The organism is Streptomyces sp. NPDC039480 (assembly GCF_055597165.1).
Genome location: NZ_JBVITX010000017.1, coordinates 159,687 through 183,722 on the forward strand (window position 1 = coordinate 159,687; position 24,036 = coordinate 183,722).

General features: G+C 69.6%; 20 protein-coding genes. 10 read left to right on the plus strand and 10 right to left on the minus strand.

Annotated elements, in window-relative coordinates; genetic code table 11:
• The first annotated feature begins 42 nt into the window (after positions 1-42).
• From ACZ56E_RS37895 to ACZ56E_RS37910, 4 genes are read left to right on the plus strand one after another with little or no spacing between them, the layout of a single operon-like run.
• A complete protein-coding gene (locus tag ACZ56E_RS37895; RefSeq protein WP_471221487.1) occupies positions 43-1,416 on the plus strand; it encodes an aminotransferase family protein in 1,374 nt (457 codons plus the stop codon).
• Positions 1,417-1,435: 19 nt separating this feature from the next.
• Complete coding sequence (locus ACZ56E_RS37900) at positions 1,436-2,080, plus strand: nitroreductase family protein (RefSeq protein WP_471221489.1); 645 nt, start codon at positions 1,436-1,438, stop codon at positions 2,078-2,080.
• A gap of 9 nt (positions 2,081-2,089) precedes the next feature.
• Positions 2,090-3,094 (plus strand): aldo/keto reductase, encoded by a 1,005-nt coding sequence (locus ACZ56E_RS37905; RefSeq protein ID WP_471221491.1) that lies wholly within the window; start codon positions 2,090-2,092, stop codon positions 3,092-3,094.
• 16 nt (positions 3,095-3,110) lie between these two features.
• A complete protein-coding gene (locus ACZ56E_RS37910; RefSeq protein WP_471221493.1) occupies positions 3,111-4,250 on the plus strand; it encodes an acyl-CoA dehydrogenase in 1,140 nt (379 codons plus the stop codon).
• A gap of 32 nt (positions 4,251-4,282) precedes the next feature.
• Here ACZ56E_RS37910 and argJ read toward each other — a convergent pair whose 3' ends face one another.
• The 6 genes from argJ to ACZ56E_RS37940 all read right to left on the minus strand — a co-directional run bounded on the left by argJ (position 4,283) and on the right by ACZ56E_RS37940 (position 11,553).
• Complete coding sequence (argJ, locus tag ACZ56E_RS37915; protein ID WP_471221495.1) at positions 4,283-5,470, minus strand: bifunctional glutamate N-acetyltransferase/amino-acid acetyltransferase ArgJ; 1,188 nt, start codon at positions 5,468-5,470, stop codon at positions 4,283-4,285.
• Positions 5,471-5,575: 105 nt separating this feature from the next.
• Complete coding sequence (cs1, locus tag ACZ56E_RS37920; protein WP_471221497.1) at positions 5,576-6,550, minus strand: clavaminate synthase Cs1; 975 nt, start codon at positions 6,548-6,550, stop codon at positions 5,576-5,578.
• Positions 6,547-7,497 carry an agmatinase gene (gene speB, locus ACZ56E_RS37925; protein WP_471221499.1) on the minus strand — a complete coding sequence of 317 codons (951 nt, stop codon included), beginning with the start codon at positions 7,495-7,497 and terminating at the stop codon, positions 6,547-6,549. The genes cs1 and speB overlap by 4 nt, the downstream gene beginning before the upstream one ends.
• A gap of 38 nt (positions 7,498-7,535) precedes the next feature.
• A complete protein-coding gene (locus ACZ56E_RS37930) occupies positions 7,536-9,110 on the minus strand; it encodes an asparagine synthase-related protein (protein ID WP_471221501.1) in 1,575 nt (524 codons plus the stop codon).
• Positions 9,110-10,825, minus strand: a complete 1,716-nt coding sequence (locus ACZ56E_RS37935) for a thiamine pyrophosphate-binding protein (RefSeq protein WP_471221503.1) — start codon at positions 10,823-10,825, stop codon at positions 9,110-9,112. The genes ACZ56E_RS37930 and ACZ56E_RS37935 overlap by 1 nt, the downstream gene beginning before the upstream one ends.
• A gap of 209 nt (positions 10,826-11,034) precedes the next feature.
• Positions 11,035-11,553 carry a flavin reductase family protein gene (locus tag ACZ56E_RS37940; RefSeq protein WP_471221504.1) on the minus strand — a complete coding sequence of 173 codons (519 nt, stop codon included), beginning with the start codon at positions 11,551-11,553 and terminating at the stop codon, positions 11,035-11,037.
• Positions 11,554-11,943: 390 nt separating this feature from the next.
• Here ACZ56E_RS37940 and ACZ56E_RS37945 point away from each other — a divergent pair, with 390 nt between their 5' ends.
• The 3 genes from ACZ56E_RS37945 (at position 11,944) to ACZ56E_RS37955 (ending at position 15,810) form a co-directional block, all read left to right on the plus strand.
• Entirely contained in the window at positions 11,944-12,549 is a 606-nt protein-coding gene (locus tag ACZ56E_RS37945) for a peptidase inhibitor family I36 protein (protein ID WP_471221506.1), read from the plus strand.
• 259 nt (positions 12,550-12,808) lie between these two features.
• A complete protein-coding gene (locus tag ACZ56E_RS37950) occupies positions 12,809-14,128 on the plus strand; it encodes an alpha/beta hydrolase family protein (RefSeq protein WP_471221508.1) in 1,320 nt (439 codons plus the stop codon).
• A 302-nt stretch (positions 14,129-14,430) separates the two neighbouring features.
• Positions 14,431-15,810 carry an erythromycin esterase family protein gene (locus ACZ56E_RS37955; RefSeq protein ID WP_471221511.1) on the plus strand — a complete coding sequence of 460 codons (1,380 nt, stop codon included), beginning with the start codon at positions 14,431-14,433 and terminating at the stop codon, positions 15,808-15,810.
• A 152-nt stretch (positions 15,811-15,962) separates the two neighbouring features.
• Here ACZ56E_RS37955 and ACZ56E_RS37960 read toward each other — a convergent pair whose 3' ends face one another.
• Together ACZ56E_RS37960 and ACZ56E_RS37965 are read right to left on the minus strand one after the other, a co-directional pair.
• The gene (locus tag ACZ56E_RS37960; protein WP_471221513.1) at positions 15,963-16,241 is read right to left on the minus strand and encodes a hypothetical protein; all 279 of its coding nucleotides are present in this window, start codon (positions 16,239-16,241) and stop codon (positions 15,963-15,965) included.
• Positions 16,242-16,668: 427 nt separating this feature from the next.
• The gene (locus tag ACZ56E_RS37965) at positions 16,669-16,809 is read right to left on the minus strand and encodes a hypothetical protein (RefSeq protein ID WP_471221515.1); all 141 of its coding nucleotides are present in this window, start codon (positions 16,807-16,809) and stop codon (positions 16,669-16,671) included.
• Positions 16,810-17,668: 859 nt separating this feature from the next.
• Here ACZ56E_RS37965 and ACZ56E_RS37970 point away from each other — a divergent pair.
• Entirely contained in the window at positions 17,669-18,115 is a 447-nt protein-coding gene (locus ACZ56E_RS37970) for a hypothetical protein (RefSeq protein WP_471221517.1), read from the plus strand.
• 684 nt (positions 18,116-18,799) lie between these two features.
• Here the strand turns inward: ACZ56E_RS37970 and ACZ56E_RS37975 are convergent.
• Positions 18,800-19,672 (minus strand): haloalkane dehalogenase, encoded by an 873-nt coding sequence (locus tag ACZ56E_RS37975; RefSeq protein ID WP_471221519.1) that lies wholly within the window; start codon positions 19,670-19,672, stop codon positions 18,800-18,802.
• A gap of 77 nt (positions 19,673-19,749) precedes the next feature.
• Here ACZ56E_RS37975 and ACZ56E_RS37980 point away from each other — a divergent pair, with 77 nt between their 5' ends.
• A complete protein-coding gene (locus tag ACZ56E_RS37980; RefSeq protein WP_471221520.1) occupies positions 19,750-20,229 on the plus strand; it encodes a MarR family winged helix-turn-helix transcriptional regulator in 480 nt (159 codons plus the stop codon).
• 1,551 nt (positions 20,230-21,780) lie between these two features.
• On the plus strand, positions 21,781-22,086 hold the full coding sequence (locus ACZ56E_RS37985; protein ID WP_471221522.1) for a DUF6228 family protein: 306 nt from the start codon (positions 21,781-21,783) through the stop codon (positions 22,084-22,086).
• A gap of 327 nt (positions 22,087-22,413) precedes the next feature.
• Here the strand turns inward: ACZ56E_RS37985 and ACZ56E_RS37990 are convergent, their stop codons facing one another.
• Positions 22,414-22,785 carry a hypothetical protein gene (locus ACZ56E_RS37990; RefSeq protein WP_471221524.1) on the minus strand — a complete coding sequence of 124 codons (372 nt, stop codon included), beginning with the start codon at positions 22,783-22,785 and terminating at the stop codon, positions 22,414-22,416.
• Positions 22,786-24,036: the final 1,251 nt, after the last annotated feature.

Genomic DNA, 24,036 nt, shown 5'->3' on the forward strand with positions numbered 1-24,036 from the left:
TGCAAGGACCGTCGTCAGGACCACTGCGAAGGAGTCCACGTCATGCCCGCATCCGCACCTACACCGCGTTCCGGTTCGGACCGTACGGCCCGCTGGGCCCGTGCCGACCGCGACCGGCTGATCCACCCCAACCTCCCCGACGGCCGGACGGACCGGACCGTCATGGTCGAGGGCCAGGGGTGCCACGTCACGGACAGCTCGGGAAGGCGGTACCTGGACGCCGCGGCGGTGCTCGGAATGGTGCAGGTGGGCCACGCGCGCCGCGAACTCGTGGACGCGGCCACCGCCCAGATGACCGCGCTGGAGTGCTTCCACCTCTGGGAGTCCATGAGCAACGACAAGGCGATCGAGCTGGCCGTACGGCTGACCGACCTCGCGCCCCCGGGCCTGGAACGTGTCTTCTTCACCAGCGGCGGTGCGGAGGGCAACGAGATAGCCCTCCGCATGGCACGCTACTTCCACTACCGCAGGGAGCAGCCCGAACGCACGTGGATCCTGTCGCGCAGGACCGCCTACCATGGCATCGCCTACGGCAGCGGCAGTGTGTCGGGGCTGCCCGTGTACCACCAGGGGTTCGGCCCCGTACTGCCGCACGTGCACCACCTCACGCCGCCCGACCCGTACCAGCGCGATGCGTACGGCGGTGAGGACGTCACCGAGTTCTGCCTGCGGGAACTGCGGGAGACCATCGAGCGGATCGGCCCGGACCGGATAGCGGCGATGATCGGCGAGCCGGTCATGAGCGTCGGCGGCGCGGTCGTTCCGCCCCCGGAGTACTGGCCGCGCGTCGCGGAGCTGCTGCGCTCCCACGGCATTCTGCTGATCCTCGACGAGGTCGTGACGGCCTATGGGCGGACCGGCAACTGGTTCGCCGCCGAAGCCTTCGGAGTCCGGCCTGACCTGCTGGTCACCGCGAAGGGCATCACCTCCGGCTACATCCCGCACGGCGCCGTCCTCGTCACCGAGGAGGTGGCGGCCACCGTGACCGGCGGCACCGGATTCCCCATCGGTTTCACCTACACCGGGCACCCCACCGCCTGCGCGGTCGCCCTGACCAACCTGGACGTCATCGAACGGGAAGACCTGCTGGAGAACGCGACGAAGATCGGCGGCTATCTGGCAGGCAGGCTGGCGCCGCTCCGAGACCTTCCCGTCGTGGGGGACATCCGCCAGCTCGGTCTGATGCTGGGCGTCGAGCTCGTCGCGGACAAGGCGGCGCGTACCCAACTGCCCACCGGCACCGCACCGGTGGCCCAGGCGCTTCGGGAGGACGAGGGCGTCATCGTGCGCGGCAACCCCAGGGCCCTGCTGATCAATCCGCCCCTGGTGATGGACCACGGCACCGCGGACGAATTGGCCGACGCCCTGCGAGCGGTCCTCGAACGCGTCGGGCCCGACGGCCGCATCCGGCACTGAGAAACGCGAGGAGACCCCCATGCCGCTCTTGAACCTCACACCGGACGAACTCCTGACGACCACCCGCTCCGTACGCAAGAGGCTCGACCTGACCCGCCCGGTGCCGCTGCCACTCGTCGAGGAGTGCGTCCGCATCGCCTTGCAGGCCCCGTCCGGAAGCAACCGGCAGACCTGGCACTGGGTCGTCGTGACGGACCCGGAGCAGCGGGCCGGCATCGGCGAGTACTACCGGCGCGCGGTGCGGACCTACCTGCGGTCCGAGGGGGCGTGCGGCTCCCTGTTCCCGGAGGACCCGGAGCGCCACGCCGTGCAGCGGCGCGTGGGTGACAGCGTCGCCCACCTGGGCGAGCGGATGGGCGACGTACCCGTGCTCGTCCTGCCCTGCCTCGACGCCACCCAGGCCCCCGAGTACAACGAAGCCGGCATGTGGGGCTCGATCATCCAGGCGGGCTGGAGCTACATGCTCGCCGCCCGCGCACGCGGACTCGGGACCGCCTGGACCACCCTCCACCTGATGTACGAGAAGGAGATCGCCGAACTCCTGTGTCTGCCCGAGGGAGTCGTCCAGGCGGCCCTGATCCCCACGGCGTTCTCGCTCGGCACCGACTTCAGGCCCGCCGCGCGGCAGCCGCTCGAACAGGTTCTGCACATCGACACGTGGTGAGGGGCAGTCATGGAGACCGACGGCGCACCGCTTCCGACCCGCCGACTCGGCGAACTGACTGTGCCCGCTCAGGGGTTGGGCTGCCTGAGCATGACGTCCTTCTATGCGCGGGCGGACCCCGCCGAGGCCGTCGCCACCGTGCGGCATGCGATCGACCGCGGGATCGTGCTGCTGGACACCGCGGACGTGCAAGGGCTCGGCGAGGGGGAGAGGCTGCTCGGCAAGGCCGTCGCGGGGCGCAGGGACCGCGTGCTGATCTCCACGAAAGTAGGCCTGGAACGCGACCGGGCGGGCGAGTTCCTCGGGGTGCGGGGCGACCGGGCCTACATCCGGCAGCGCTGCCACAGCTCACTGCGCCGTCTCGGCGTCGACCACCTCGACTTCTACGTCAAACACTGGGCGGCCCCGGGAGAACGGATCGAGGAGGCCGTCGGCGCCCTGGCGGAGCTCGTCTCCGAGGGCAAGGTGCGCCATCTGTGCCTGTCGGAGGTGTCCGCCGACACGATCCGCCGGGCCCACGCGGTGCACCCCGTCACCGCCGTGCAGAGCGAGTGGTCGCTGTGGAGCCGGGGCATCGAGGAGCACGTCCTGCCCGTCTGCCGGGAACTGGGCATCGGCGTCATCGCGTCCTGCCCCCTCGGCCGCGGCTTCCTGACCGGCAGGATCGGCTCGGTCGCGGACCTCGGCCCGCCGACGGACTTCCGGCGCGGCCTGCCGCGGTTCCAGGCACCTCGTCTCCAGGACAACGCGGCGGCCCTGGACGCGTTGCGGCCACTGGCGGCCGAGCGCCACGTCTCCCTCGCACAACTCGCCCTGGCCTGGCTCCACCACCAGGGCGGCGACGTCGTCCCCATACCGGGAACCAGCCGCCGTGACCACCTGGAGGAGAACATCAGGGCCGCGTCCCTGCCCCTGTCCGCCGAGGAGAGAGCCGCGATGGAGGCCGCCCTGCCCGCCGCGGCCGTGCACGGCGAACGGTACCCACCCTTCCTCATGCGGTTGGTCGACAACTGAAAGGACCACGAAACCCATGCGATTCCTGGACCTCGACCTCGACACCTGCGAGCGGCTGCTGCCGGGCCTCGCCGGCCGCCTCGCCGACGTACCGTTCGACCGACTGGAGTCCCCGGGAAGCCCCGCCATCCCGCTGTTCAAGGAGTACGGCGGTACCAACCTCCTGGTGCCGCGCGCCCATGGAGGAGTGGGCGCCTCCGCCCTCGAAGCCGTCAGGGTGGTCCGTGCGGTGGCGTCGCTCGCGCCCTCCCTGGCGGTGGCCACCGCGATGCACCACTTCTCCGTCGGCATGCTCTTCGCCATCGGCCCGCTGTACGAGAGCACCACCAGCATCCGCACAGCCGTGCTCGACGTGATCGCGGAGAACCGCTCGCTGATCGCCTCGGGATTCGCCGAGGGACGGTCAGGACACGGCATTCTCAGCCCGACGGTCGAGGCGCGGGAGACACCCGGCGGCTACCTCGTCAGCGGCTCCAAGAAGCCGTGCAGCCTCTCGCGTTCGATGGACCTCCTCACCGCGAGCGTCGCGCTGCGCGGCGCCGACGGCGCTCCCGAGATGGGCTTGCTGGTGCTCCCCGCCGGGACGCCCGGCATCTCCGTCCACGACTTCTGGTCCACGTTCCCGCTGGTCGCCGCGGAGAGCGACGAGGTGCGCCTCACCGACGTGGCTGTCGGCAAGGAGCACATTCTCCGGACTCCGCGGAATGCCGCCGAGAAGCTGGACGAGCTCAACGAGTCCGGCGTGATCTGGTTCCAGATGATCATCGCTGCCTCGTACACCGGTGTCGCAGGCGCCCTGGTCGACCTGGTGCTGCGCTCCGGGCGGGGCTCGGCGGCGGAGCACGCGCACCTGTGTCTCCTGATGGGGACCGCCGTGTCGCTCGTGGAAGGGGTGGCCCGCCGGATCATGGACGGTGACCTGGGCAACGACTGCGCCGCGGCCTCACTGTTCACCCGGTACTCCGTGCAGGACCTCATCATCAAGGTGGTCGGCCGGGCGGTGGAGATGCTGGGCGGCATGGCCTACATCGCCTCCCCGAAGATCGCCTACCTCGCGGCCGCCGCCCAGGCCGTCGTCTTCCACCCCCCGTCGCGGACGAGCATGAGCGAAGCGATCGTCGACTACTACGCGAACAAGCCGCTGTTCTTCTCCTAGCCCGGTATCCGGGCCGCCGCCGAAGCCGTGGATCACGTCGAGTAGTCGGCGTTGATCCGGACGTACCCTTCCGTGAGGTCGCAGCCGTACACGGTGAAGTCGCCGTCGGCGATGGCGAGATCGATGCCGATGACCACCTCGTCGGCGCGCAGCAGCTCGGCCACGGCGGCGCGCACCTCGTCCTCGTCCCGGCCGGCGAGGCCCTGCCGCCCGGGTGGGTAGACGGCCACGTCACCGAAGCTGATGACGACCTTGTCCTGGTCGATGTCGGTGTCGTCGGAGCACTTGCCGATCGCCATGGCCACCCGGCCCCAGTTGGGGTCGGCGCCGTGCACCGCGGTCTTCACCAGCGGAGAGTTGACGACGGCCTTGCCCACGCGCTTGGCCTGCGCGGCGTCCCGCGCCCCGCGCACCCGCACCTCGATGAGCCTGCCCGCGCCTTCGCCGTCCCTGGCGATGTCCTTGACGAGTTTCAGCGCCACCTCGTGCAGGGCCGCCTCGAACTCCGTGGGGCTCACCGGGCCGGCCAGACCGTTGGCGAACAGCGCCGCCGTGTCGCTCGTGGAGGTGTCCGTGTCGATGCTGACGGCGTTGAAGGTCCGGTCCATGACCCTGCGGAAGATCCGGTCCTGTTCGGCGGGGTCGAGCCGGGCGTCGGTGGCGAAGAAGGTCAGCAGTGTGGCCATGTCCGGCTCCAGCATGCCGACGCCCTTGGCGATGCCGGTGAGCACGGCCCGGCCGACCCGCGCGGTGGCCGTCTTGGGGCGTGTGTCCGTGGTCATGATGGCCCGCGCCGCCCGGTCGAAGCCTCCCTCGGGGAGGGGCGGGGACAGGGTCTTGATGTGGTCCCGGATGCCGCCCATCGGATATTGACGGCCGATCACACCCGTGGAAGCGATCAGGAGTTCGTGCTCGGCGAGGCCGACCGCCCGCGCCGTCGAGCCGCGTACCTCGCGGGCGTTGTCCAGGCCCTGCGTGCCGGTGGCGACGTTCGCGTTGCGGGCGAGGACGACCACTCCGCGTGCGGAGCCGCCGGAGGCCGCCGCACGGCTCAGAGTCACACTGGGTCCGGCGAAGCGGGAGCGGGTGAAGACCGCGCTCACCACCGCGGGCGCCGTGGACATCAGCACGGTGAAGTCGTCCCGTCCGTCGTCCGCGAGCCCGACCGGTGCCGTGTGCACAGCGAAGCCCCGTGGCTCGTCCGTCGTACTGGTGTGCATAATCATGCCCCTTTCTGATTGGCTATGCATAAGAGTAGTGGGGCAGGGTGCTGGCGGACGTGCCGATGGGCCGCCTGTCGGGGCGGCCCACGCGTGCGCCGTCGGTCAGTGGCGGGGCACGAAGTCCACGATGTCGCCGGCCCGTTCGCCACCGGACAGCTGCCCGCCGCGGTCGGTCCGGATGTAGACCCGGTGCAGCCACCGGTCCTTGCCGTCCCAGCGCGGTACGAAAGGCGTGCGGGCGTGCGTGGTACGGAAGTTGTCCACGATCAGCAGGTCACCCGGGACGAGCCGCACCGCCTCGCGCACCTCGTCGAGTGCCTTCGAGAGCACGGCGACGGCCGCGACGTCGGCCGGATCCCGTGGGGCGAGCAACTCCCGGTCGTAGCCGAGAAAGGGGTCCAGCGGGTCGCCGTACAGCGGCTTGACGTCGGCGATGGCGCCCGGATCCGCGACGCCACCACGGAAGGCGACATCGACACAGCAGGGCATGGGCCTGTCGAAGAGGCGGGCGCGCACGTCATCCGGCAACAGGGGCAGCGCCTTGCGGACCGACCCCACGAGGGTGGCCGCCTCGCGCTCGTGGTCCGCCCTGGAGCAGGCGAGCAGCACGTAGTTCGGCTGCCGCACGTGATAGGCCATCTCCGTGTGGAACTCCAGCAGGGTCTCGGAGGTCTCGGAGGAGAGGTGGTGGGCGCCGGGGGAGGGATACACGTCGTGGTACACGGAGGCGGAGCGCAGCTCGCGGTAGCCGGTGTGCAGGCCGAGCCTGCGGCCGACGACGGCCAGCATGGCCTCCATGCGCAGCAGCGGACGGTCCACCGGCGCGGGCGTGCTCGTGGGGGTCGGCGGCAGGTCGTCGTCGTCCTCCACCGGCAGGCCGCGCAACAGCAGGTAACCGTCAAGGTTGCCGTCGGCGTTGAACTCGTCCAGGGCCGTCGCCAGGGGCGCGGGGAGCGCCGCGGCGGCCGTGTGCGCCGCCTCCAGGAAGCCGTGCAGGTCCCGGCGCGGGACACGGGGCAGCCGGGCGGTCAGGGCGAGCAGCTCCGCGGAGTGTGCGGCGCAGTGCGACACGGTCATGAGGAACTCCTTTCTCGGGTGTGCGCGCGGGCGTACTGGTACAGGAGCTCGGCGCCGATCTCGGCGGCGAGAAGAGCGGTGATCCCGCCGTGGTCGTACGGCGGGGAGACCTCCATGACGTCGCAGCCCACCGGACGCAGGTCGCCGACGTGACGCAGCAGGGCGAGCACCTCCCGCGAGGTGGGCCCGCCCGGGGCGGGGGTGCCGGTGCCCGGCGCGAACGCGGGGTCGACGACGTCCACGTCCACCGACACATAGACCGGCGCGTCACCGATGACGTCCAGCGCCGCCCGTCCGGCGGCCGCGGGGCCGAGCGCGCAGAACGTGTCGGAGGTGACGATCCGTACGCCGTGCCCCCGGGCGTAGTCCAGCGAGTCCGGCCGCGGATTGTGTCCCCGTATCCCGATCTGCACCATGCGCCGCGGATCGACGAGCTTCTCCTCGATGGCGTGCCGGAACGGCGTGCCGTGGTGGTACTCGCCGCCGTAGCAGGCGGGGTTGGTGTCGGAGTGCGCGTCCAGGTGGAGGACGGCGACCGGCCCGTGCCGCGCCGCGACGGCGCGCAGTGCGGCGAGGGTCAGGGAGTGGTCGCCGCCCAGCATGAGGAAGGCGGCGTTGTCGTCGAGCAGGGCGCTCAGCCGCCGCTGGGCGGTGTCCATCGCGAGGAGCATGTTGAACGGGGTCAGGTCGATGTCTCCGGCGTCGACGCAGTCGATCAGGTCGAAGGTGCCGGGGCCGCGGTCGATGCCCACGCCGTGGATGAGTCCGGACTCGTCGCGCACGGCTCGTGGCCCGAAGCGGGCGCCGGGCCGGTAGCTGGTGCCGCCGTCGTAGGGTGCGCCGACGACCACGACGTCTCTGCCCCGGGGGGAGGGGTCGTAGGGAAGGCGCATGAAGGTGGAGATCTGCGCGTAGCGCGGGGAGATGCTGGTGTCGACGCGTTCCACGGTGTGGTCCCTCCTCTGTGGTGCGTCCTGGCGGGCGGTCATCGCGGGACGGGGCGGGCGGCGGATCCCAGCCGGTCGGCGACCAGTTCGACCACCGCGCCGGTGGACACCTCGTCCGGATGCCGTCCGTCGACGACGACGTGGTCGAAGATCTTCCGGACGACCAGCCGCTTGGCTTCGCGCACGCGGCCCGGTGGGACGCCGGCGTCCGTCAGGAGCGCGGTGAAGGACGACGTGGTGCCCGACCCCTCGTGCACGCCGAGTTTGGGACGGACCACGACCTCGTGCGGCAGTACGTCGCCCATGGCCGCGCGGAGCACCCACTTGTCCAGCCCGTAGCGGCGCTTCAGGCCGGCCTCCAGCGGCACCAGGGTGTCGAGGACGTCCCGGTCCCAGTACGGGTGGGTGGACCAGTGGCCGGCGATCCCCGAGAGGACGGGCGTCATCTCGTTGAGCCCGTCGAACGTGTCCATGTCGTGGCAGACGGCCGTCTCCAACTCGGGGAGTCGGCTCTCGCGGTGCATGCCGCCGAGCGGGATGTCCGCCCCGTAGCCGGTCAGGACGCGCCGGCCCGTGCCGCCCCGCCACCCTGCCCCTCCAGTGTCGTCCAGGCGCAGATACAGGGCCACCAGCGGCAGCAGGTACTCGACGACGTCCGGTTCGAGGCACTCCGCCGCCCACACCGTGTGCGGAAGCCGGCGCAGCAGGTCGTCGGTGGTGAGGCCGACCTCCCGGTGCGTCGAGCCGATGTGCCGCGCGACGACGCGCGCCTGCGGGAACTCGTCCGCCCGGTCGGTGCCCATCGAGACGGTTTCGACGGGCCCGGCCGCGTGGCGGGCGGCCAGCGCCGCGACGGAGGAGGAATCGATGCCGCCGGACAGGACGACGAGGGGCGCCGACCGGCTCATGCGGACCCGCACCGCGTGCTCCAAGGCGCGGCGGACCGCCTCGACCGCTTCCTCCTCCCGCAGGATCCGTCGCGCCGGCGGTGGCATCCACGTGCGGTGCGTACGGCACCGGCCGGTGGCCACCTCGACGTCGAGGACCGCCCCGGCCGGGACCTGGTGGACGCCGGGCAGCCCGCGGACCCGCCGGGCGGCGAGCGGCCGCCCCGCGGGAGCGGCTGCCCGCAGTGCCTTCGCCTCCGTCGCGGCCCGTACGCGGCCGGGGGCGGCGGACGCGTAGAGCGGCACCGACCCCGCGTGGTCCGTGGCGAGCACGGCCCGCCCGGGAGCCCCCACCAGCGCGGCGAACCGGCCGTTGAGCAGCCGGAAGGCGTGCACGTCGTACGTCTCGAACAACCCGAGGACGAGCCCGGCGTCACTGCCCGGCCGGGCGCCGGCGGGCAGCAGCCGCACCAGTTCGTCGCGGTTGTACAGCTCTCCGGCGAGCACCACGGTCCCGCCCCGGCCGCGGGCGTGGGCACCGTCCGGCGCCCCGGAGTGCAGGAGGACGGCGCGCAGAGCACGGTCGGCGCCCTGTTCCCGCCAGGTCGCCCGGGAGCCGCGGGACGCGAAGACCGGCTTGCGGGGCTCGCCGCCGTCCGGGCCCAGGTGGGCGAGGAACCCGGTGGCGGCGGGAAGGTCCCGGGCCGTCGTGGGATGCCCGGTCATCAGATGCTCAGGGCCCCGAAGCCGCCGGCCTGGAAGTCGTACGTCACCGGCACCTCGATCAGGAACGGACGGCCGAGTCCCGCGCCCTTGCGCAGGGCGGCCAGGAGCTCCTCACGGCTGGTGGCCCGGACGCCCTCGACGCCGTTGGCGCGGGCGAGCGCGGTGAAGTCGACGTCGGTGAACCGCACCGCGGGATCGTGGGAGCGGTGGTGGCCGAGGTGCTGGTAGAGCTCGATCAGCCCGTTGGTGTTGTTGTTGACGACCACCGTGACGATGGGCAGGTTCAGCCGTGCGACGGTCTCCAGGTCGGCGCTGTTGGAGTGGAAGCCGCCGTCGCCCGCGATGAGGAAGGTCGGCTGTCCGGGCCGGGCGAGCTGTGCGCCGATCGCCGCCGGGATGCCGTAGCCGAAACTGGAGCACCCGGCGGAGGTGAGGAAGCCGAAGGGCTGATCGGCGCGGGCGAAGAGCACTCCGTAGTGCCGGAAGAAGCCGATGTCGGAGACGATGGTGCCCTCGCCCGCTTCGGCGGTCTCCGCCATGACCGTGTTCATGGTGTCCATGACCTGGTGCACCCGCAGACCGTCGTCGTAGTGCCGGGGATCGGCCAGGAACTCGGCGATCCGCTCCCGCAGCGGGGTGATGTCGTGCGCGGTCTTCGCGGCCAGGCCGGCCGTGTGGCGGTCGACGTGCTCCACGAAGGCCAGCACGTCGGCGACCACGTCGACGTCCGGGCGGTAGACGCGCGGAATCGGGTTGGCGGTGGGCGACACGCGGACCGTGCTCTTCTCCACGCCGCGCCGCCACATCGAGGGCCGCAGGTCCTCGGCGTAGTCGTAGCCGAGGGTGAGGACGACGTCCGCGGGGCCGAACAGCGTCTCCAGGGCGGGGAAGTCCAGGATGCCGTCCATGTAGCCGGTGACCGCGCCGTAGTTCAGTTCGTGTGCGTGCGGCAGGACGCCCTTGGCGATGTACGTCGTGATGACGGGGAGGTTCAGACGCTCGGCCAGCGCGCGGATGGCGGGCACTGCCCCGGACCGGATGGCCGCGGCGCCGACGACCAGCACGGGGTGCCGCGCCGACCGGAGCAGCTCGACGGCCTTGTCCGCGGCCTCCTGCCAGCCGTCCTCCACCGCGCCGAGGGGCTTGGCGGGGGTCCTGGGCGCGGGGCGCGGCAGTGAGGTGACGATCTCGCTGCCGAGGAGGTCGACCGGGAGCGAGAGGAAGCTGGGTCCGACCGGCTCGGTCATCGCCGCGGCCATCGCCGAGTCCACCAGGTCCGTGATGTCGTCGGGGCGTTGGAGCTCCGCCGCGTACTTGGTCATCGGGCGCATGACGGCCACCGAGTTGAGGCACTGGTGCGTGTCGTTGGGAAAGATGTCGTGCGACTCGGACTGGGCGGCGAGCGCGATGACCGGCGACCGGTCGAGGACGGACGTGGCGACCCCTGTGGCCAGGTTGGTCATTCCGGGGCCCAGCGTGGCCCAGCACGCCTGCGGGCGGCCACTGATGCGGGCCAGCACGTCCGCCGCGACGCCCGCGGTGAACTCGTGCCGGGTCAGCACGAAGTCGATGCCGTCCGCCTCGTCGAACAGGATCGACGCGGCCTCACGGCCGACCACGCCGAACACGGTGCGCACCCCGTGGTCGTGGAGACGGCGCAACAGGGCGTGAGCGGTGGTCGGGTTGGTGCTCGGGCCGGTGGAGACACGGGACATGGCGGTTCCTCCGCGTGAGAACGATGCGAGACCGCGCCCACGGCGTAGGTGCCACGCAGGGGGCGCGGAGCCGGAGAGTCGTGGTTCCGCGAGCAACGCCAACTGTGCCGAGCGGGCCTTGTGGTGGGGTGGACGGCCTCCTTGCGCGTTCCCTGCGCTCGACTGGTGCGGTGCGGGCATCCGGTGCCGGTATCCGGTGCCGGAAAGGGCTAGGGGCGGCCCGACCGAACGCCGGCGGCGGCTGTGACGGACGGTGGCGTGGCGGCCAGGTAGCGCCCGCCCGCGAACACCAGAGGGGGGACGTTCGGACCCGCCTCCAGCGCGAGCACCGCTCCCATGACGAACCAGTGGTCACCCGCCTCCGTCTCCGAGCGCAACGCGCAGTCGACCCACGCGACGGCCTGCGGCAGCACGGGACAGCCCGACGGGGACCGTCCGTACGGCAGGCTCCAGCGATCGGGGTCCTTGCGCACGAACGCTCGGCACACGTCGACTTGCCCGGCCGATAGCACGTTGGCGCAGAACCGCCCGGATGCCCGGATGCGCGGCCACGTCGTCGAGGTCCGCGCGGGCAGGAAACCGACGAGCGGCGGCTCCAGCGACACGGAGGTGAACGTGCCGACGACCATGCCGAACGGCGTGCCACCGGGTTCGACCGCGGGAGCGGTGATCAGGACCACGCTCGTCGGACAACGTCCCAACACGGCACGGAAGTTCACTTGGTTCACGACTGGACTCCTGAGGTCGAGGCGCGTCCCCGTGGTCCAGTCTCACCCTCGGCGCTTGTTGTCGGCTGGTCGTGGCGGCGTCAGGGCCTGAGACGTCGAACCCGGCGACGGGCGCGGATCCGTCCGCGAGCGTTCCGGGTGATGAGGGACGGCGAGCGCTCCCAGGCCTTTCCACGCCCGGCCCCGCACCAGCTCATAGCGAGGCTTCGACGACGGTCCAGAACAACACTGTTGGCCGAAACCTCCGTCGTCCGTAGCGCTTACCGCGAAGGTTTACCCCGGCTCAACTCCTGGGTGGACGCCGTGGCTTGCCCTCGATGGGATCTTCTGAGGGCGCCGCGAAGGGCGGCGACTTCAGCGGAGAACCGCGAAGAGGCAGGGGGAAAAGACATGGCAGTCACGAAGGGTCGCGTCGCCATCGCGGCGGCAGGCGGAGTGCTCATGCTCGTCACGGGCGTGGGCATCGCCGAAGCGGGGTCGGCAACACCGGCGGCCTCGCGCTTCGCCCAGCAGGCCGAGTCCGGGCGCCTGACCAGTGCCCAGACCACGGCGCTGCAGGCAGAGGTGGACGGCTACCTGAAGAAGATGGGCGGGACCCAGGTCGCGCTCAACAAGATCGACCTCAAGGGCAAGGGCGAGGTGCTCGTCGCCCTCCCGGGCGAGGCCCGCCCGCGCGACTTCGCCTCGGGCAACGGGACGCGCATCGCAGCCGACCCGTGCCTGGACGCTCCGGGGGTGTCCGGGAACTTCTGCGCTTACCAGAGGGACAACTTCCAGGGCACCATCATCAAGATGTGGCAGTGCAACACGAAGTACTACGTGTCCACCTGGGGCAGGGGCGGTTCCTGGGTCAACGACCAGACCCGCAACGTCGAGAGCCGGCGGGCCCGGATGTACAACCCCAGCGGCACCATGATCTACAAGACGCCGCGAGCGTACAGCTCGGACGCCCACGGCGACTGGAACCCCGTCCGCTACGTCATCCCCTGCGGCTAGCAGGCCCCTCCACCCAACGGCGCCCCCGGTCCGACCTGGACCGGGGGCGCCGCGCGCGGTACCGCCCCGGCCGTACCTACATGGGGCGAACCCTGCGGTGGCTCATCCCAGGCATGATCTGGGCGGCCTCGCCGGAGCGGCCGCGGGGGGGCTTAGCCCTCCCCACACCTGGGGGGTGGGCCCCAGTGCCCCCGATGCCCCTCCCGGTGGAAGCTGAACTCGCTTCGGATCACCCGGACTTGATGAGGGAGAACGCACCATGCCCGCCACCCGCACTTCGCGCCGCCACCGTAGAGTCACCGCGACCGCCGCCACGGTCGCCGCCGCCACGATCCTTGCCGGGGCGGGCGTCGCCGGCGCTGACACGGACATGGATACGGGCACGGGCACGGGCACCGGATCACGGGCGTCCACCGCGCCCTCGTCCAACACCGCCTCCCCGCGCGGCACCCTGCTCTCCGCCGAGTTGCTCTACACCCTCACGTCGCCCGCGGACTCCGCAGCCGAACTCACTTCCTCCGGGTACGATCCCGGCGCCGCCCGCCACGGAGTGGACGCGTACCGCCTCGTCTACCGCACCATCGACGCGAAGGGCCGGCCCGCCACGGCCAGCGGACTGTTCACTGTCCCGCGCGGAGTCCAAGGGCGCCTGCCCACCGTCTCCTTCGCCCACGGCACCGGCGTCCACCGTATCGACGCACCCTCGATGCAGCGGAAGGTGTTCCTGTCCGGGCCCTCCATCGCGTACGCCTCCGCGGGCTTCGCCACCGTCGCACCCGACTACGTCGGTATGGGTACCGGCTCCGGCAAGCACCCCTGGATGGACGTGCCGTCCGAGACCTCGGCCTCCCTGGACCTGCTCCGTGCCGCCCGCCAGTTCACACCCCGCACCGGACACACCCTGGACCGCGACGTCCTGGTCACCGGTTTCTCGCAGGGCGCGTCGGCCGCTCTCGGGCTCGGCAGAGCCCTCCAGGCGGGCGAGGACCGGCACTTCAGACTCGGCGCCCTCGCCCCTGTCAGCGGGGCATACGACTTCGCAGGCGCGGAGCTACCGGCGCTGCTCGCGGGCGACGGCGAACTGGAGCCGAGGTCAAGTCTGGCGTACGCCGCATACACCTTGGTCGCCTTCGACCGCGTCCACGATGTGTACGAGAACCCGGGCGAGGTGTTCCGCGACCCCGACGTGGAGGATCTGTTCGACGGGATGCACACCGGGCCGCAGATGATCAGTGCGCTGCCCCGCTCGCTGGACGAACTGCTGACGCCCTACGGACGCGAGCTGCTGGCCCGCCCCAAGGGAGGTCTCGCGGCCGGGCTGCGCGCGGCCGACAGCGTGTGCAAGGACTGGAAGCCCAAGGCCCCGACAAGGCTCTACATGGCGCAGGGCGATGAGCAGGCGACCGTCCGGAACACGGCCAACTGCGCCGCCGACTTCCAGAAGAGGGGAACGCGGGTGTCGGTCGTCGACCTCGGCGCCGTCGACCACCAGAAGTCACGGCACCTCGGCTCGAACGTGCGGGCAACAGCGGAGGTGGTGCGGTGGTTCAGCACGCTCCGGACGGCCGACGGCCGCTGACCGCGTCCAGTCGCTGGACCGCGAAGGCGGCGCGACCAGCGGCCCCACGTCAGTAGGAGGGGGGAGTGGTGGGTGGGCAGAACGCCCATCCCGTATCCGGTCGGCTCCACAACTCCTTCTTCGGATTCGGACTGTTCGACCGGCAGCGCACAGCGACATGGCCAGGCGCCCGGGCCGTCCCGGGGGTATTCCCCCTGGCAGGTGGGCGGACAGTACCAGCGCGCCCCGCACCCCACCCGAGCCATGATCATTCCACCGCGCCCGCCTCCCCCGGCGGATCACCGAAGCGAGGAGAGAACAGGATGACCGTGCACCGGCAGGTGATGGGCCGACGGAAGTTGCTGGCCGCGACGACCGGACTCGCCGCCACCGCCCTCCTGGCCCCGGCGGCCTACGCAGCCCCCACCATCAGACCGGAAAATCGTGCACACGGGGGCCCGGCACCGAGGAACAGCCAGGCCGCTGCGGTCCGCGGGCTGCAGCGCGCCGCACACCCGCTGAGATCGACGGAACCAGACGGACGCACCCCCGACCTGCGCGCACTGGGCGCGATGATCGACGACTCGGAGGTCGTCGGTCTGGGAGAAGCCACCCACGGTTCCCACGAGTTCTTCGCAATGAAGGAACGGGTCTTCCGCTATCTCGTCAAAGAGAAGGGCTTCACCACCTTCGCCCTGGAGATGAGCTGGACGGCCGGCCTGCGCATCGACGAGTACCTGCAAGGAGGCCCCGGCACCGCCCGGCAGGTCGCCAAGGAAGCGCTGGCCGGTTCCCCGTGGGAGCGCGAGGAGTTCGTCAGCCTCCTCACCTGGATGCGCAGACACAACGACCGCCACCCAGGCCGCCGCGTCCACTTCATGGGCAACGACATCGGGGCACCCAAGCTCGGCAGCGCGATCTTCGAACGAGTCCTTACATACGCCCGCGTGAACCGCCCGCGAGACCTCGCCCGCCTCGAAGTGCTGTACGCCCAACTGCCGCCGCTCGACGACATCTTCACCTACCTTGGTCGGCCCTTGGCCGAGCGGCAGCGCAACGCCGTCACCGCCCAGCAGGCGTTCGACCTCGTCGCCACGGGCAGGAAGACGGGTGGGGAGGCCCATGAGTGGGCGGAACAGCACGCCCGTAACATCCACCAGACCTTCGCGTTCGCCTCACTCGACCTCTCCGACCCGCAGTCCGTCTCCGCGGCGGAGCACCTCCGCGACCAGGCCATGGCCGCCAACACCGCCTGGTGGCACCGCCGCACCGGCGACAAGATGCTGCTGTCGGCACACAACGGGCACGTGGGCTACCTCTCTACCGACCCGGTGATGTACCCCACCACACAGGGCGTGTACCTGCGCAACGCATTGGGCAGCCGCTACATCGCCCTCGGCTTCACCTTCAACCGAGGGTCCTTCCTCACCGCCACCACCCTCGGCAGCCCGTGGAACAAGGTCACCGTCCCACCCGCCACCCCCGACATGCAGGAGCACACCCTCGACCAGGTCCACCACCGCGACTACTACGTCGACCTGCGCACACTCCCTGCCGCGGCCCGCAACTGGCTCGACACGCCACGCCCCGTGTACGACGCCGGCTCGTCCTTCAAGAACGACCCACTCCCCACCCTCGCCGTCAAGAAGGCCTACGACGTACTCATCCACCTCCACCGGGTCCACGAGGCCGTCCCTCTCTGACCACCCATATCTCCGCCCACCCCGCCGACGGCACGACGACGCGCTATCTCGCCCCGTATTCGAACGGACTGTGTGTATCGAGCGGGAGGCCGTCGAGGCGTATGCCCGACAGCACCTGCGCAACCGCGAGGGCGAAGAGCGACCGTGCAGGATCAGTGGGACGGCAGAATGCCTTCCTCCTGGGCCACGTGGGTGCAGGCCATGGCCGCGGCCGCCATTCCGAGTCGGTCGAGTACCTCGATGGACTCCAGCAGGATCCGGGTGTCGGCATCGGCCATGGCATTGCCGCAGCGGTCGCGTTCGGCCAGGTCTTCGGCGGCCGTGGCGGTGCGCAGCGCTGTGACGCGGTCGGCCAGCGCGTCGCGGGAAGACTCCATGGCGGCGATCCCGCGCACCGCACGGACGATGTCTTCATCGGTCATGTCGTTCATGCCCTCCCAGACGGTGCGCGCCTGCCTCTCGTCACACCGCCGCCCCCGCCTGTGAGGCAGAACACGGCGCCGCCCGTGCTTCTCGGCAGAGGTGTGAAGGGTGGACGGCCCCGCCACCGGGGGGATGGTGACGGGGCCGTCGAGCTCGGAAGGGGGGGGAGCCGAGCTGTCTGGTGTGCTGTTGCCCTGGATCTGAGGCGGTATGCCTGATGCCGCGTACGTACCGTCATACCGTCTCCCCTCGCCCGAGGGCAGACGGGCGACGTTCTCGGCGAGCGCGACAGCGACAGTGACAGTGACAGCGACGGGATACTCCGCGGGGCCAGCGTCCGCCGACGCAGCGGGAACGGCACCCGCAGGCAGCCCGACCACCGGTCAAAGCCGATTCCCGACCGGCCTCAGTTCTCCAACCCCTGGGGTCAGGCCTTCAGTACCTCTTGCCCTTCTGCATCCTGCGGGTCCGCCAGACTCCGATCGACCCGGAGATGAGCGTGATGACGACGAGCATGATTACCCCAGCGGGCCAGAACGGCGTGGGGTTGTCGGCGGCTAAGTACAGGTGCTCCACAGCCTGACCTCCTCCGTCGGTCGCAGGCCAGGCTCCGTTCGCCGCGGCTGCTGCCGGTCGGTTACCCGCGTTCTACCGCGGCACATCACCAGGGGAGGGGCAGGAGGCCTCGTAGCAGTGGGCCCGCCCGCCGCACCACTGCACCCACCGGGTGGTGGCGGCCAACTGCCGGCACGCACAGGCGACCACACGCCGCACCGCCCCCACCCCCATCGCGCGCCCGAGGCCGGAGGAATACCAGCCCCAACCACCGCAGGGGGGCGCCTCCACTGCACCGGCCGCGGCAGCGGCGTGTCAGTAGCCGACAGTGAAGCGGCGTTGGACGAAGCTGGGCAGTTCCACCTCGTCGACCAGGGCGAGGGCGGCATCTTCTGCTGAGATGCGGCTGCGGCCGTCGGCGTCCCGGATCACCATGCCCGGCTGGAGGACCTCTCCGCGACGGCTTCGCCGGACCGGACCGACAGCTCTCCGAGCGCATCGTGCACTGATCCTAGCGCGGCCAGAGCGTGCTCGCCCTGTCCCTTATCGTGCTGGACCACAGCCGGTGGTGGCTACTCCTGCTGCTCCCGCACCTCATCGCCGTTCCGCCCGGAACCCTCCAGCCGGTTGCGATCGTGGACCACCTGCTCCGCTGCAAGGCGTGCATCGGCGTGCACCTTGCGGGTGCACTGGCCGCCCGCATCAGCCTGAGCGTGACCCCGCCTGGTTCCTCGTCCTCGTGTGGATCGTCACCTCGTTGGCACTGAGCGAGGCCCCCTCCTCAAGTGGAAAGGAACGGCGGGCAGGAGCTACGACCATTACGGCCCAAGATCCGCAACCTGGACAACCAGGTCGGCGGTCTCGAAAGCACCTCAGCGGCTTGGAGAGCGACCTCGGCGACCTCGACACCGAGGTGCGCAGCCACATCAAGGACTTCGAGAAGACCATTCAGCAACTGGCCGGGTGCCTTCAGCCGTTGGAGGCCCACTTGCGCCTCGCCGACGGCGCACCACCGGCCGACCTCGATAGCGCCACCGCTGAACAGCGCGCAATGGCCCACACCGCCCTGCAAGTCCGCCAAGCCCGGACCGTCCTGCTCACCGAGCACCTGCGCCTCCACCGCCGCACTCAGATCAAGCACTACAGCCAGAACGTCACCGAACGGGATCAGCAGCGCAGCGCCGCGATCAAGGCTGCCGGGGTCCTCGCCTCCACCGCCCGCGCGCCTGGCGAAGCCAGATCGCCCTGGATGCGGACGCGGCCCAGCAGGATGCGACCGCGGACACCATCGCCGCCGGCGCAGGGGCCGAACAGGAACTCGTGCTGACCCTGCGCAGCCATCTGGCGGAGGCGGTTCGCGACCGTGCCCTGGTGCCCATGTGGTTCGTGACTGTGCTCGGGCCGGTGCCGCCCCCCCCCGCGACACGCAGGGGTGGATGGAGCTCGCCGTCCAGGTCATGGCCTATCGGCTCACCTTCCAGATCACCGACGACGTGGTGGCACTGGGCCCGGAATCCTTTCGACGACGACTCTCCAGTGCTCCGACTGGCACCAGGAGTTGACCGAGGTCCTGCACCACCGGTAATCCGCGCTCTGTGCCATGCTGAGGACACAGGCCCGAGCAGCACAGCCCTTGACCGGACCACCAAGCGGTATCCGCAAAGCGGTACGTGCAGCCTCAGGTTGACCGCCCGCTCGGGCCTGCAGATCTTGATGTGCGTGGTGATGGCCATCGGGGTGCCGGTGCACCTGGTGTGGTGGCCCAGGCCGGCTGTCTCACCAGGCAGCTGCTGCCCCGCGACGACGTCGCGCGTTGGATGCAGCCCGTCCTGCTGCCGTGCTGTTCTGCGTGGTGGGCGGCTTGATGTAGTGGATGAGCGTGGTGGCCCGCGCCCGTTCCCCGCTGCGGGCGCGCGGTAGTCGCGTTGCTGGCGTTCGTCGCCGTCTTCTCGGTGTTCAGGTGCCCGGGGGCTCGGTGTCGCGAGGGGTTGGTGTTCGGTGACGAAGGTGATCAGCGTTTCCAGTGGTCGGTCAGAGCCTGCCGCCGAGCCCATGCACTGATCGTGTCGGCGATGACCTGGGGTTGGTCCTCGGGTGCGTGGTGTCCGGCTGGGCCGCAGTGCCGGGTTTCGAGTGCGGTGATGTTCGTCGTGCACCAATCGGCCATCTCTTTACCGATCAGCAGGGTCGGCGAAGAGTCGAAGGTGAGCAGCAGCTTGGGGACCTCGCCGCTGTCCGCCAGCCATTTGCCGTAGCTCTCGACCCGTTCGGCGACATCGGCGGGCTCCCCGTCCAGTGGTAGCGAGCGCGCCCATTCCAACATTGGGCGACGGCTTTCCTGAGTCGGGTAGGGCGCCCGGTAGGCGCGCATGTCCTCCTCGCTCACGGGGCTCAGCACCCCGCCGGTGAAGGCCGACTCCAGGAAGAAGTTCTGGGCCAGCACCAGCTCTTCACCCTGCGGCCCCCGTATGGCTTGGGCGCGCGAGCGTGGTCCATCCCCCAGTTCGCTCCAGGACATCGGCCGCACGATGGTCTCGAAGAAGGCGATTCCGCGGATCCGGTCAGGGTGGCGGGCCGCCCAGTCGAAGGCAAGTGCCCCGCCCCAGTCATGACCGACAAGTACCACCTCGTGCAGATCCAGCTGGTCGAACCAGTCGTCCAGGTTGCGAGCGTGGTCGGCGAATCGGTACGGCACGTCGGGCTTGCCGGAGAGGCCCATGCCGATCAGGTCGGGGGCGAGCAATCGGGCGGGCAGGTCGACTGCGGGCAGCACTTTGCGCCACAGGTGGGACGAGCTCGGGTTGCCGTGCAGAAAGACAAAGGGGATGCCGTCGCCGGCCTCCTCGTGGAACATCGTCGAGTCCAGCACGTGCGTCGTCGGCATGACACCCTCTCAATCATTCGTCCCACTAACTTCCCGGTAGTTTGTTAGTGAGACTAACGCAACGGTAGGGTCATGGCATGAGCAACAGCCCGCCAGATGCAGCGCGTTCGACCGACCAGCACACTGCCGCGCGGTTGCAGAATCTCGGGACCCGGCTTCTGTCGCTGGCCGCGATCCAGTCGGATCGCCTGGTGAACGAGGAGTTGGCGCGCGTCGGCGCCCGCAAATGGCATTACGCGGTGCTCGCCACGCTGGCCGAGTTCGGATCCGCAAGCCAGGCGGAGCTGAGCCGCCGCACTGGGATCTACCGCAGCGACATGGTCGCGGTGATCAACGAGCTGACCGATCGCGGACTGGTGGAACGCTCGCCCAACCCCGCCGATCGTCGGCAGAACGTCGTCGCCCTCACCGAGCAGGGGCGACGGCAACTTCCGAAGCTGGACAAGCTGCTTGCTGAGGTGGAAAACGAAATGCTTGCGCCACTGACCCCGTCGGAGCGAGAGCAGTTGACCCGACTCCTCGCGGCCCTGGTGGATCACCACGGTCAGGGCATGTGAAACAAGCCGTGCACCCTCACTCGGATTGAGGCAGTGCACGTACGCACGCATTGCTGTGCACGTCCATCCGTACGTAGCTGTGTACGTCAGCCGTACGCCGACACGGGGCTTCGCAGCAGGTGAGCGCGAAGACTGAGGGGCGATCAGGCCGTTGTCACAGCCGAAGCGGAGGCCGCCAGATTGCTGTCCGGGATGCGTGCGCAGCTCGGCAACGGGGAGGGGTCGGCCCTCCTCCCTGGGGCCGTCCCTCTCGTGATTGCGTACCCTGTCCTGCTGCTCACCGGCCATGCCCGCGCTGTTGCCTCCGACGTCCGCCGCGGCCGCCGCCCAGCTCCCGGAGGGCAGCGGCCCCCGGGGCACTATCCGACGTCGCCCTGCGCGAGGCGGAAACCTGGCTGCCCGCGACGCTGGAGGGCGGCGTGTACTGCGTTCAGAACCGCGCCCGTCGGTCCCGCGGCCTCTACGAAGGGTTGGACCGGCTGGAGGCCGCGCCTGCCTCAGAGTGGGTTGTACCGGCCGTCGGCTGACCTGTGTCCTGGGGCGATTACTGCCGCAGTTAAGGCGTACACCTCGCACCGGCGGCCGGAACACCCCGCCGCAGTAAATTCGGCATCAACTGCGGCACCGGCCTGATGGGCAGCCATGAGTGAAGGTGCGACAAGCCGATCTTGAACTGGAGCAATCGGCTATCGCCACCGCCTCCGCCGTACCGCCGACTCTCGCACCAGAGCCAACCCAGAGCATCCGCCAGCGCCACATGTCCGTTCATCGCAGCTATGCGAGAAGCAGGGCCAGCTCAGGGGAACTGACGGAGTGCCGCACACGCTCCACCCTTTCCGGCGCTTCAAGATCACCATGCGGCGGCTTTTGACCCTCACCTTGGCTAAACCTTGAATGGGGCCGAATCTCGCGGTACAAGTGTCAGCCGGCTACGCGATCCAGTGTCCCGGACCTGGACATCCAAGGTTCGCTCAAGGTTTCACCACCCGGATACCTGTGCCGCCTCCACAGCACCCACAAACCTAAACCCACAACAACGACTACAACCACTCGCGCTGCGTTCATGTTCGTCTCCTACGCTGTCGGCTCCCCCTTCTTGTCGCGGCCGAACCAACGACGGCACCGGATTGGGGCAGACGTCAGCAACGCCACATCCCACTACTCACCTTCGTGACGCACGCCCCAAACAACTTGAGCAGGAGTGGGAGGCCGTGGTCGCCGCCGACTCCGACCTGCTTTGGTTCACGGCCGCTGGTGACCTTGGCGATCGAGATAGTCGACCAGTTTCGCCTCGCTGCGACGCAGTCGAGCAGATTCGTCCTCAGGCAGGGACCCTAGTGCGTCGACGACGTCACGTGTTCGGGGAATCTGGACCATCGCACCGGAGTAGATCCGGCACCCGGAGCACCATGCCAAGCCGACGCACCGCTCAAACATCGAGGACTCGGGCGGGCGGAGACGGAACTGGTAGGAGCGGACTTCCGTCCTGCAGACAGCACAGACTCGGCCATTACCGTCCCTGACTGTGTCCCAGGTCGCCACCTTGATCCAGTGCTGTCGCCCGGCCGGTGCTCTTCAAGTCGTCATGCGCAGCATTCTCTCTTATGGCCCATCAGTCCACACGGACGTGGGGCCAGCCCAGAACCGAAAATCTGGAGCCACTTCGCACCGTTAGGGCCAGGAGGATGGGTCTGGGCCAACAGCCACCTGCTCGTGACGGCAACCTTTGGCTCGGGTGGGCATGGGTATTTGGACTGGGCTCTTAGACCCGGTTTCTTTCCCGGTGCCTGGAAGTGCACGGTGACCACCGTGATCGAAGCCGGTGAAGGGATGACAGCTGTAGCTGCGAGCCTATGATTTTCAGTCCAGGAGTAGGTCGACCACGATTGCTCCGCGCGGGCACCCGCGCCAGGTTCAGCCGTCGCCGTACTTCCGCATGAGCGCGCGCGTCGACATGCCGGTCCTGGCATCACAGCGTTCGGCGGTCCTGCAGACGGGGCAGGCAGAGACCCCCTCAGCAGAAGGGGCTCCCGTGCCGTTGGGCGAGGCGTTCCACGTCTCAACCCGTGGCACGGGAGCCCCGCTGATCTGCCCTGCTGCTGCACTCGACCTGTCGCGCATGCCGATCCAGTGGGTCACCATGGTCATCTTCTATACCGCCGTTGGAACTTCCGTTATTTCTCATTACAGGCTGAGAGAAATGAAGTGCGAGGCGCCGAGCGGACCTGCCAGGGTGAGGACTGTCAGGGCCGTGGTCATGGCGAGACTGATGAGGAAAACGAAGACGGCGAAGATCAGTGTGCCGGTGGTGCCGCGGCCGACCTGTGCCTCCGCCCTGCCTTCCGGGTCGTCCAGGATCTCTACTTGCTCCGCACGCTCGGACGTACCCGTGAGCCGACGCGCCCGGCCCTCCAGGTCGGTGAACTCATAGGCACCGGCGTACAGCCGCCGGCCTTCCACGAGGGCGCCGTGGTTGCGCAACCGCCACGTCTCCCATGTGAAATCCCAGCCCCCGTACACGAAGTGGCGCAGTGGTATCGCGACGGAAGCGAACAACCAGTACACCAACGCGACATACCACTCGTACGCGCCGAGGACACCGGCAGTCAGTCAGCATCGTTGCGGCCGCCAGCAGGTAGAGGGTCACGGCGACGCGTGAGGCGGTCCGGCGGCGGTCTGTGGGCGGTTTCGCGACCGGTGTCTCGGTCACCAGCAAGGTGCCGTCGGCTCTGGGTTCGGCCGAGTCCCGGACGGGCAGTTTCCGCTGGAGTGCATCGATGAAGGCCCGCACCGCCGGGGCGCTGTGACCGTGCACCGTCCAAGACGTCGGACGGATCGTCTGCGGCGCGGTAAGTACGACGACAAAACTACGGTTGTCGGACCCAGGCGTCTCTATCCGTTCGATGCCAGCGATCGGTATGCGCCTGTTGCAGGCCGGTGTCTTCAGAATCAGCGTGCTTTGCTCGAGCCGCGCCTCGAAGCCGCGGCGGCGTCCGGGCAGGATCACCGCAGAGGCGGTTTCTGAGACTGTGCTCGCATCAGAAGACGTACCCGCTGTCTCGTCCGAGGTCATGGAAGGAGATTAGAACAGCCGGGCGAGGATCAGGCAGTTGCCGGGCTCGCCGCGTCGTTATGACAACGGGGGCTTATGCCAGCACGCCGGCGGCTAGTGCGACGTGCTGGGGGGGGGGATTACAGGTGCGCCGTCGACTGCCAGTGGCTCCGGACCGCATCGCATGAACTGAGCGTTTCAGTGGCCACTGAACGGTAGCGGGGCGGGCGTCCACACCGCGCCAGGTGCCTGGGCCGTTGAGAGAGGCGCTTGATATCTCAACTCAGCAACTCGGGAGCCTCACTCACTCAGTGACCGCTAGCGACCAGTGGCACAGACGGAGCAGTACGAGCCGCCAGCTGGCTATCGCAACTCCGCCGTGGACGTCCGGACGGCACCACCTACACCATCAACGACGCCTAGCAGATCACCGCTAAGAAGGCTTCCTCCACCAGCTGGACCTACGACGCGGAAGGCCAACGAGACGGCTGGCCCGTCCACACCGGAGGGCACCCGCACCAGCGAGAGGTGGTTGGATGACAGCCAACTCACCTCGCTCACCGTGGGCGGCAAGAAGTATGACGGTCAGTACGGTTCCACGGACCAGAGCGAGCGCATCATGCTCGGCGGCACCTACTCCCACAATGGGCCACGCGGTCTGTCGGCGACCTCAACTGTCGATGTGGAAACGGGCTTTGACTGTGCGCCCGGGGGGGGGGGGGGGGGGGGGGAACGCCCACCCCCCTTCCCCGGGA

Coding starts and splice junctions, on each gene's coding strand:
- ACZ56E_RS37955 (WP_471221511.1), top strand. CDS start 14,431: ATGACCGTGCACCGGCAGGTGATGGGCCGACGGAAGTTGCTGGCCGCG.
- ACZ56E_RS37895 (WP_471221487.1), top strand. CDS start 43: ATGCCCGCATCCGCACCTACACCGCGTTCCGGTTCGGACCGTACGGCC.
- ACZ56E_RS37900 (WP_471221489.1), top strand. CDS start 1,436: ATGCCGCTCTTGAACCTCACACCGGACGAACTCCTGACGACCACCCGC.
- ACZ56E_RS37930 (WP_471221501.1), bottom strand. CDS start 9,110: ATGACCGGGCATCCCACGACGGCCCGGGACCTTCCCGCCGCCACCGGG.
- ACZ56E_RS37975 (WP_471221519.1), bottom strand. CDS start 19,672: ATGCCGACGACGCACGTGCTGGACTCGACGATGTTCCACGAGGAGGCC.
- ACZ56E_RS37960 (WP_471221513.1), bottom strand. CDS start 16,241: ATGAACGACATGACCGATGAAGACATCGTCCGTGCGGTGCGCGGGATC.
- cs1 (WP_471221497.1), bottom strand. CDS start 6,550: ATGACCGTGTCGCACTGCGCCGCACACTCCGCGGAGCTGCTCGCCCTG.
- ACZ56E_RS37935 (WP_471221503.1), bottom strand. CDS start 10,825: ATGTCCCGTGTCTCCACCGGCCCGAGCACCAACCCGACCACCGCTCAC.
- ACZ56E_RS37980 (WP_471221520.1), top strand. CDS start 19,750: ATGAGCAACAGCCCGCCAGATGCAGCGCGTTCGACCGACCAGCACACT.
- ACZ56E_RS37950 (WP_471221508.1), top strand. CDS start 12,809: ATGCCCGCCACCCGCACTTCGCGCCGCCACCGTAGAGTCACCGCGACC.
- argJ (WP_471221495.1), bottom strand. CDS start 5,470: ATGCACACCAGTACGACGGACGAGCCACGGGGCTTCGCTGTGCACACG.
- ACZ56E_RS37910 (WP_471221493.1), top strand. CDS start 3,111: ATGCGATTCCTGGACCTCGACCTCGACACCTGCGAGCGGCTGCTGCCG.
- ACZ56E_RS37945 (WP_471221506.1), top strand. CDS start 11,944: ATGGCAGTCACGAAGGGTCGCGTCGCCATCGCGGCGGCAGGCGGAGTG.
- ACZ56E_RS37905 (WP_471221491.1), top strand. CDS start 2,090: ATGGAGACCGACGGCGCACCGCTTCCGACCCGCCGACTCGGCGAACTG.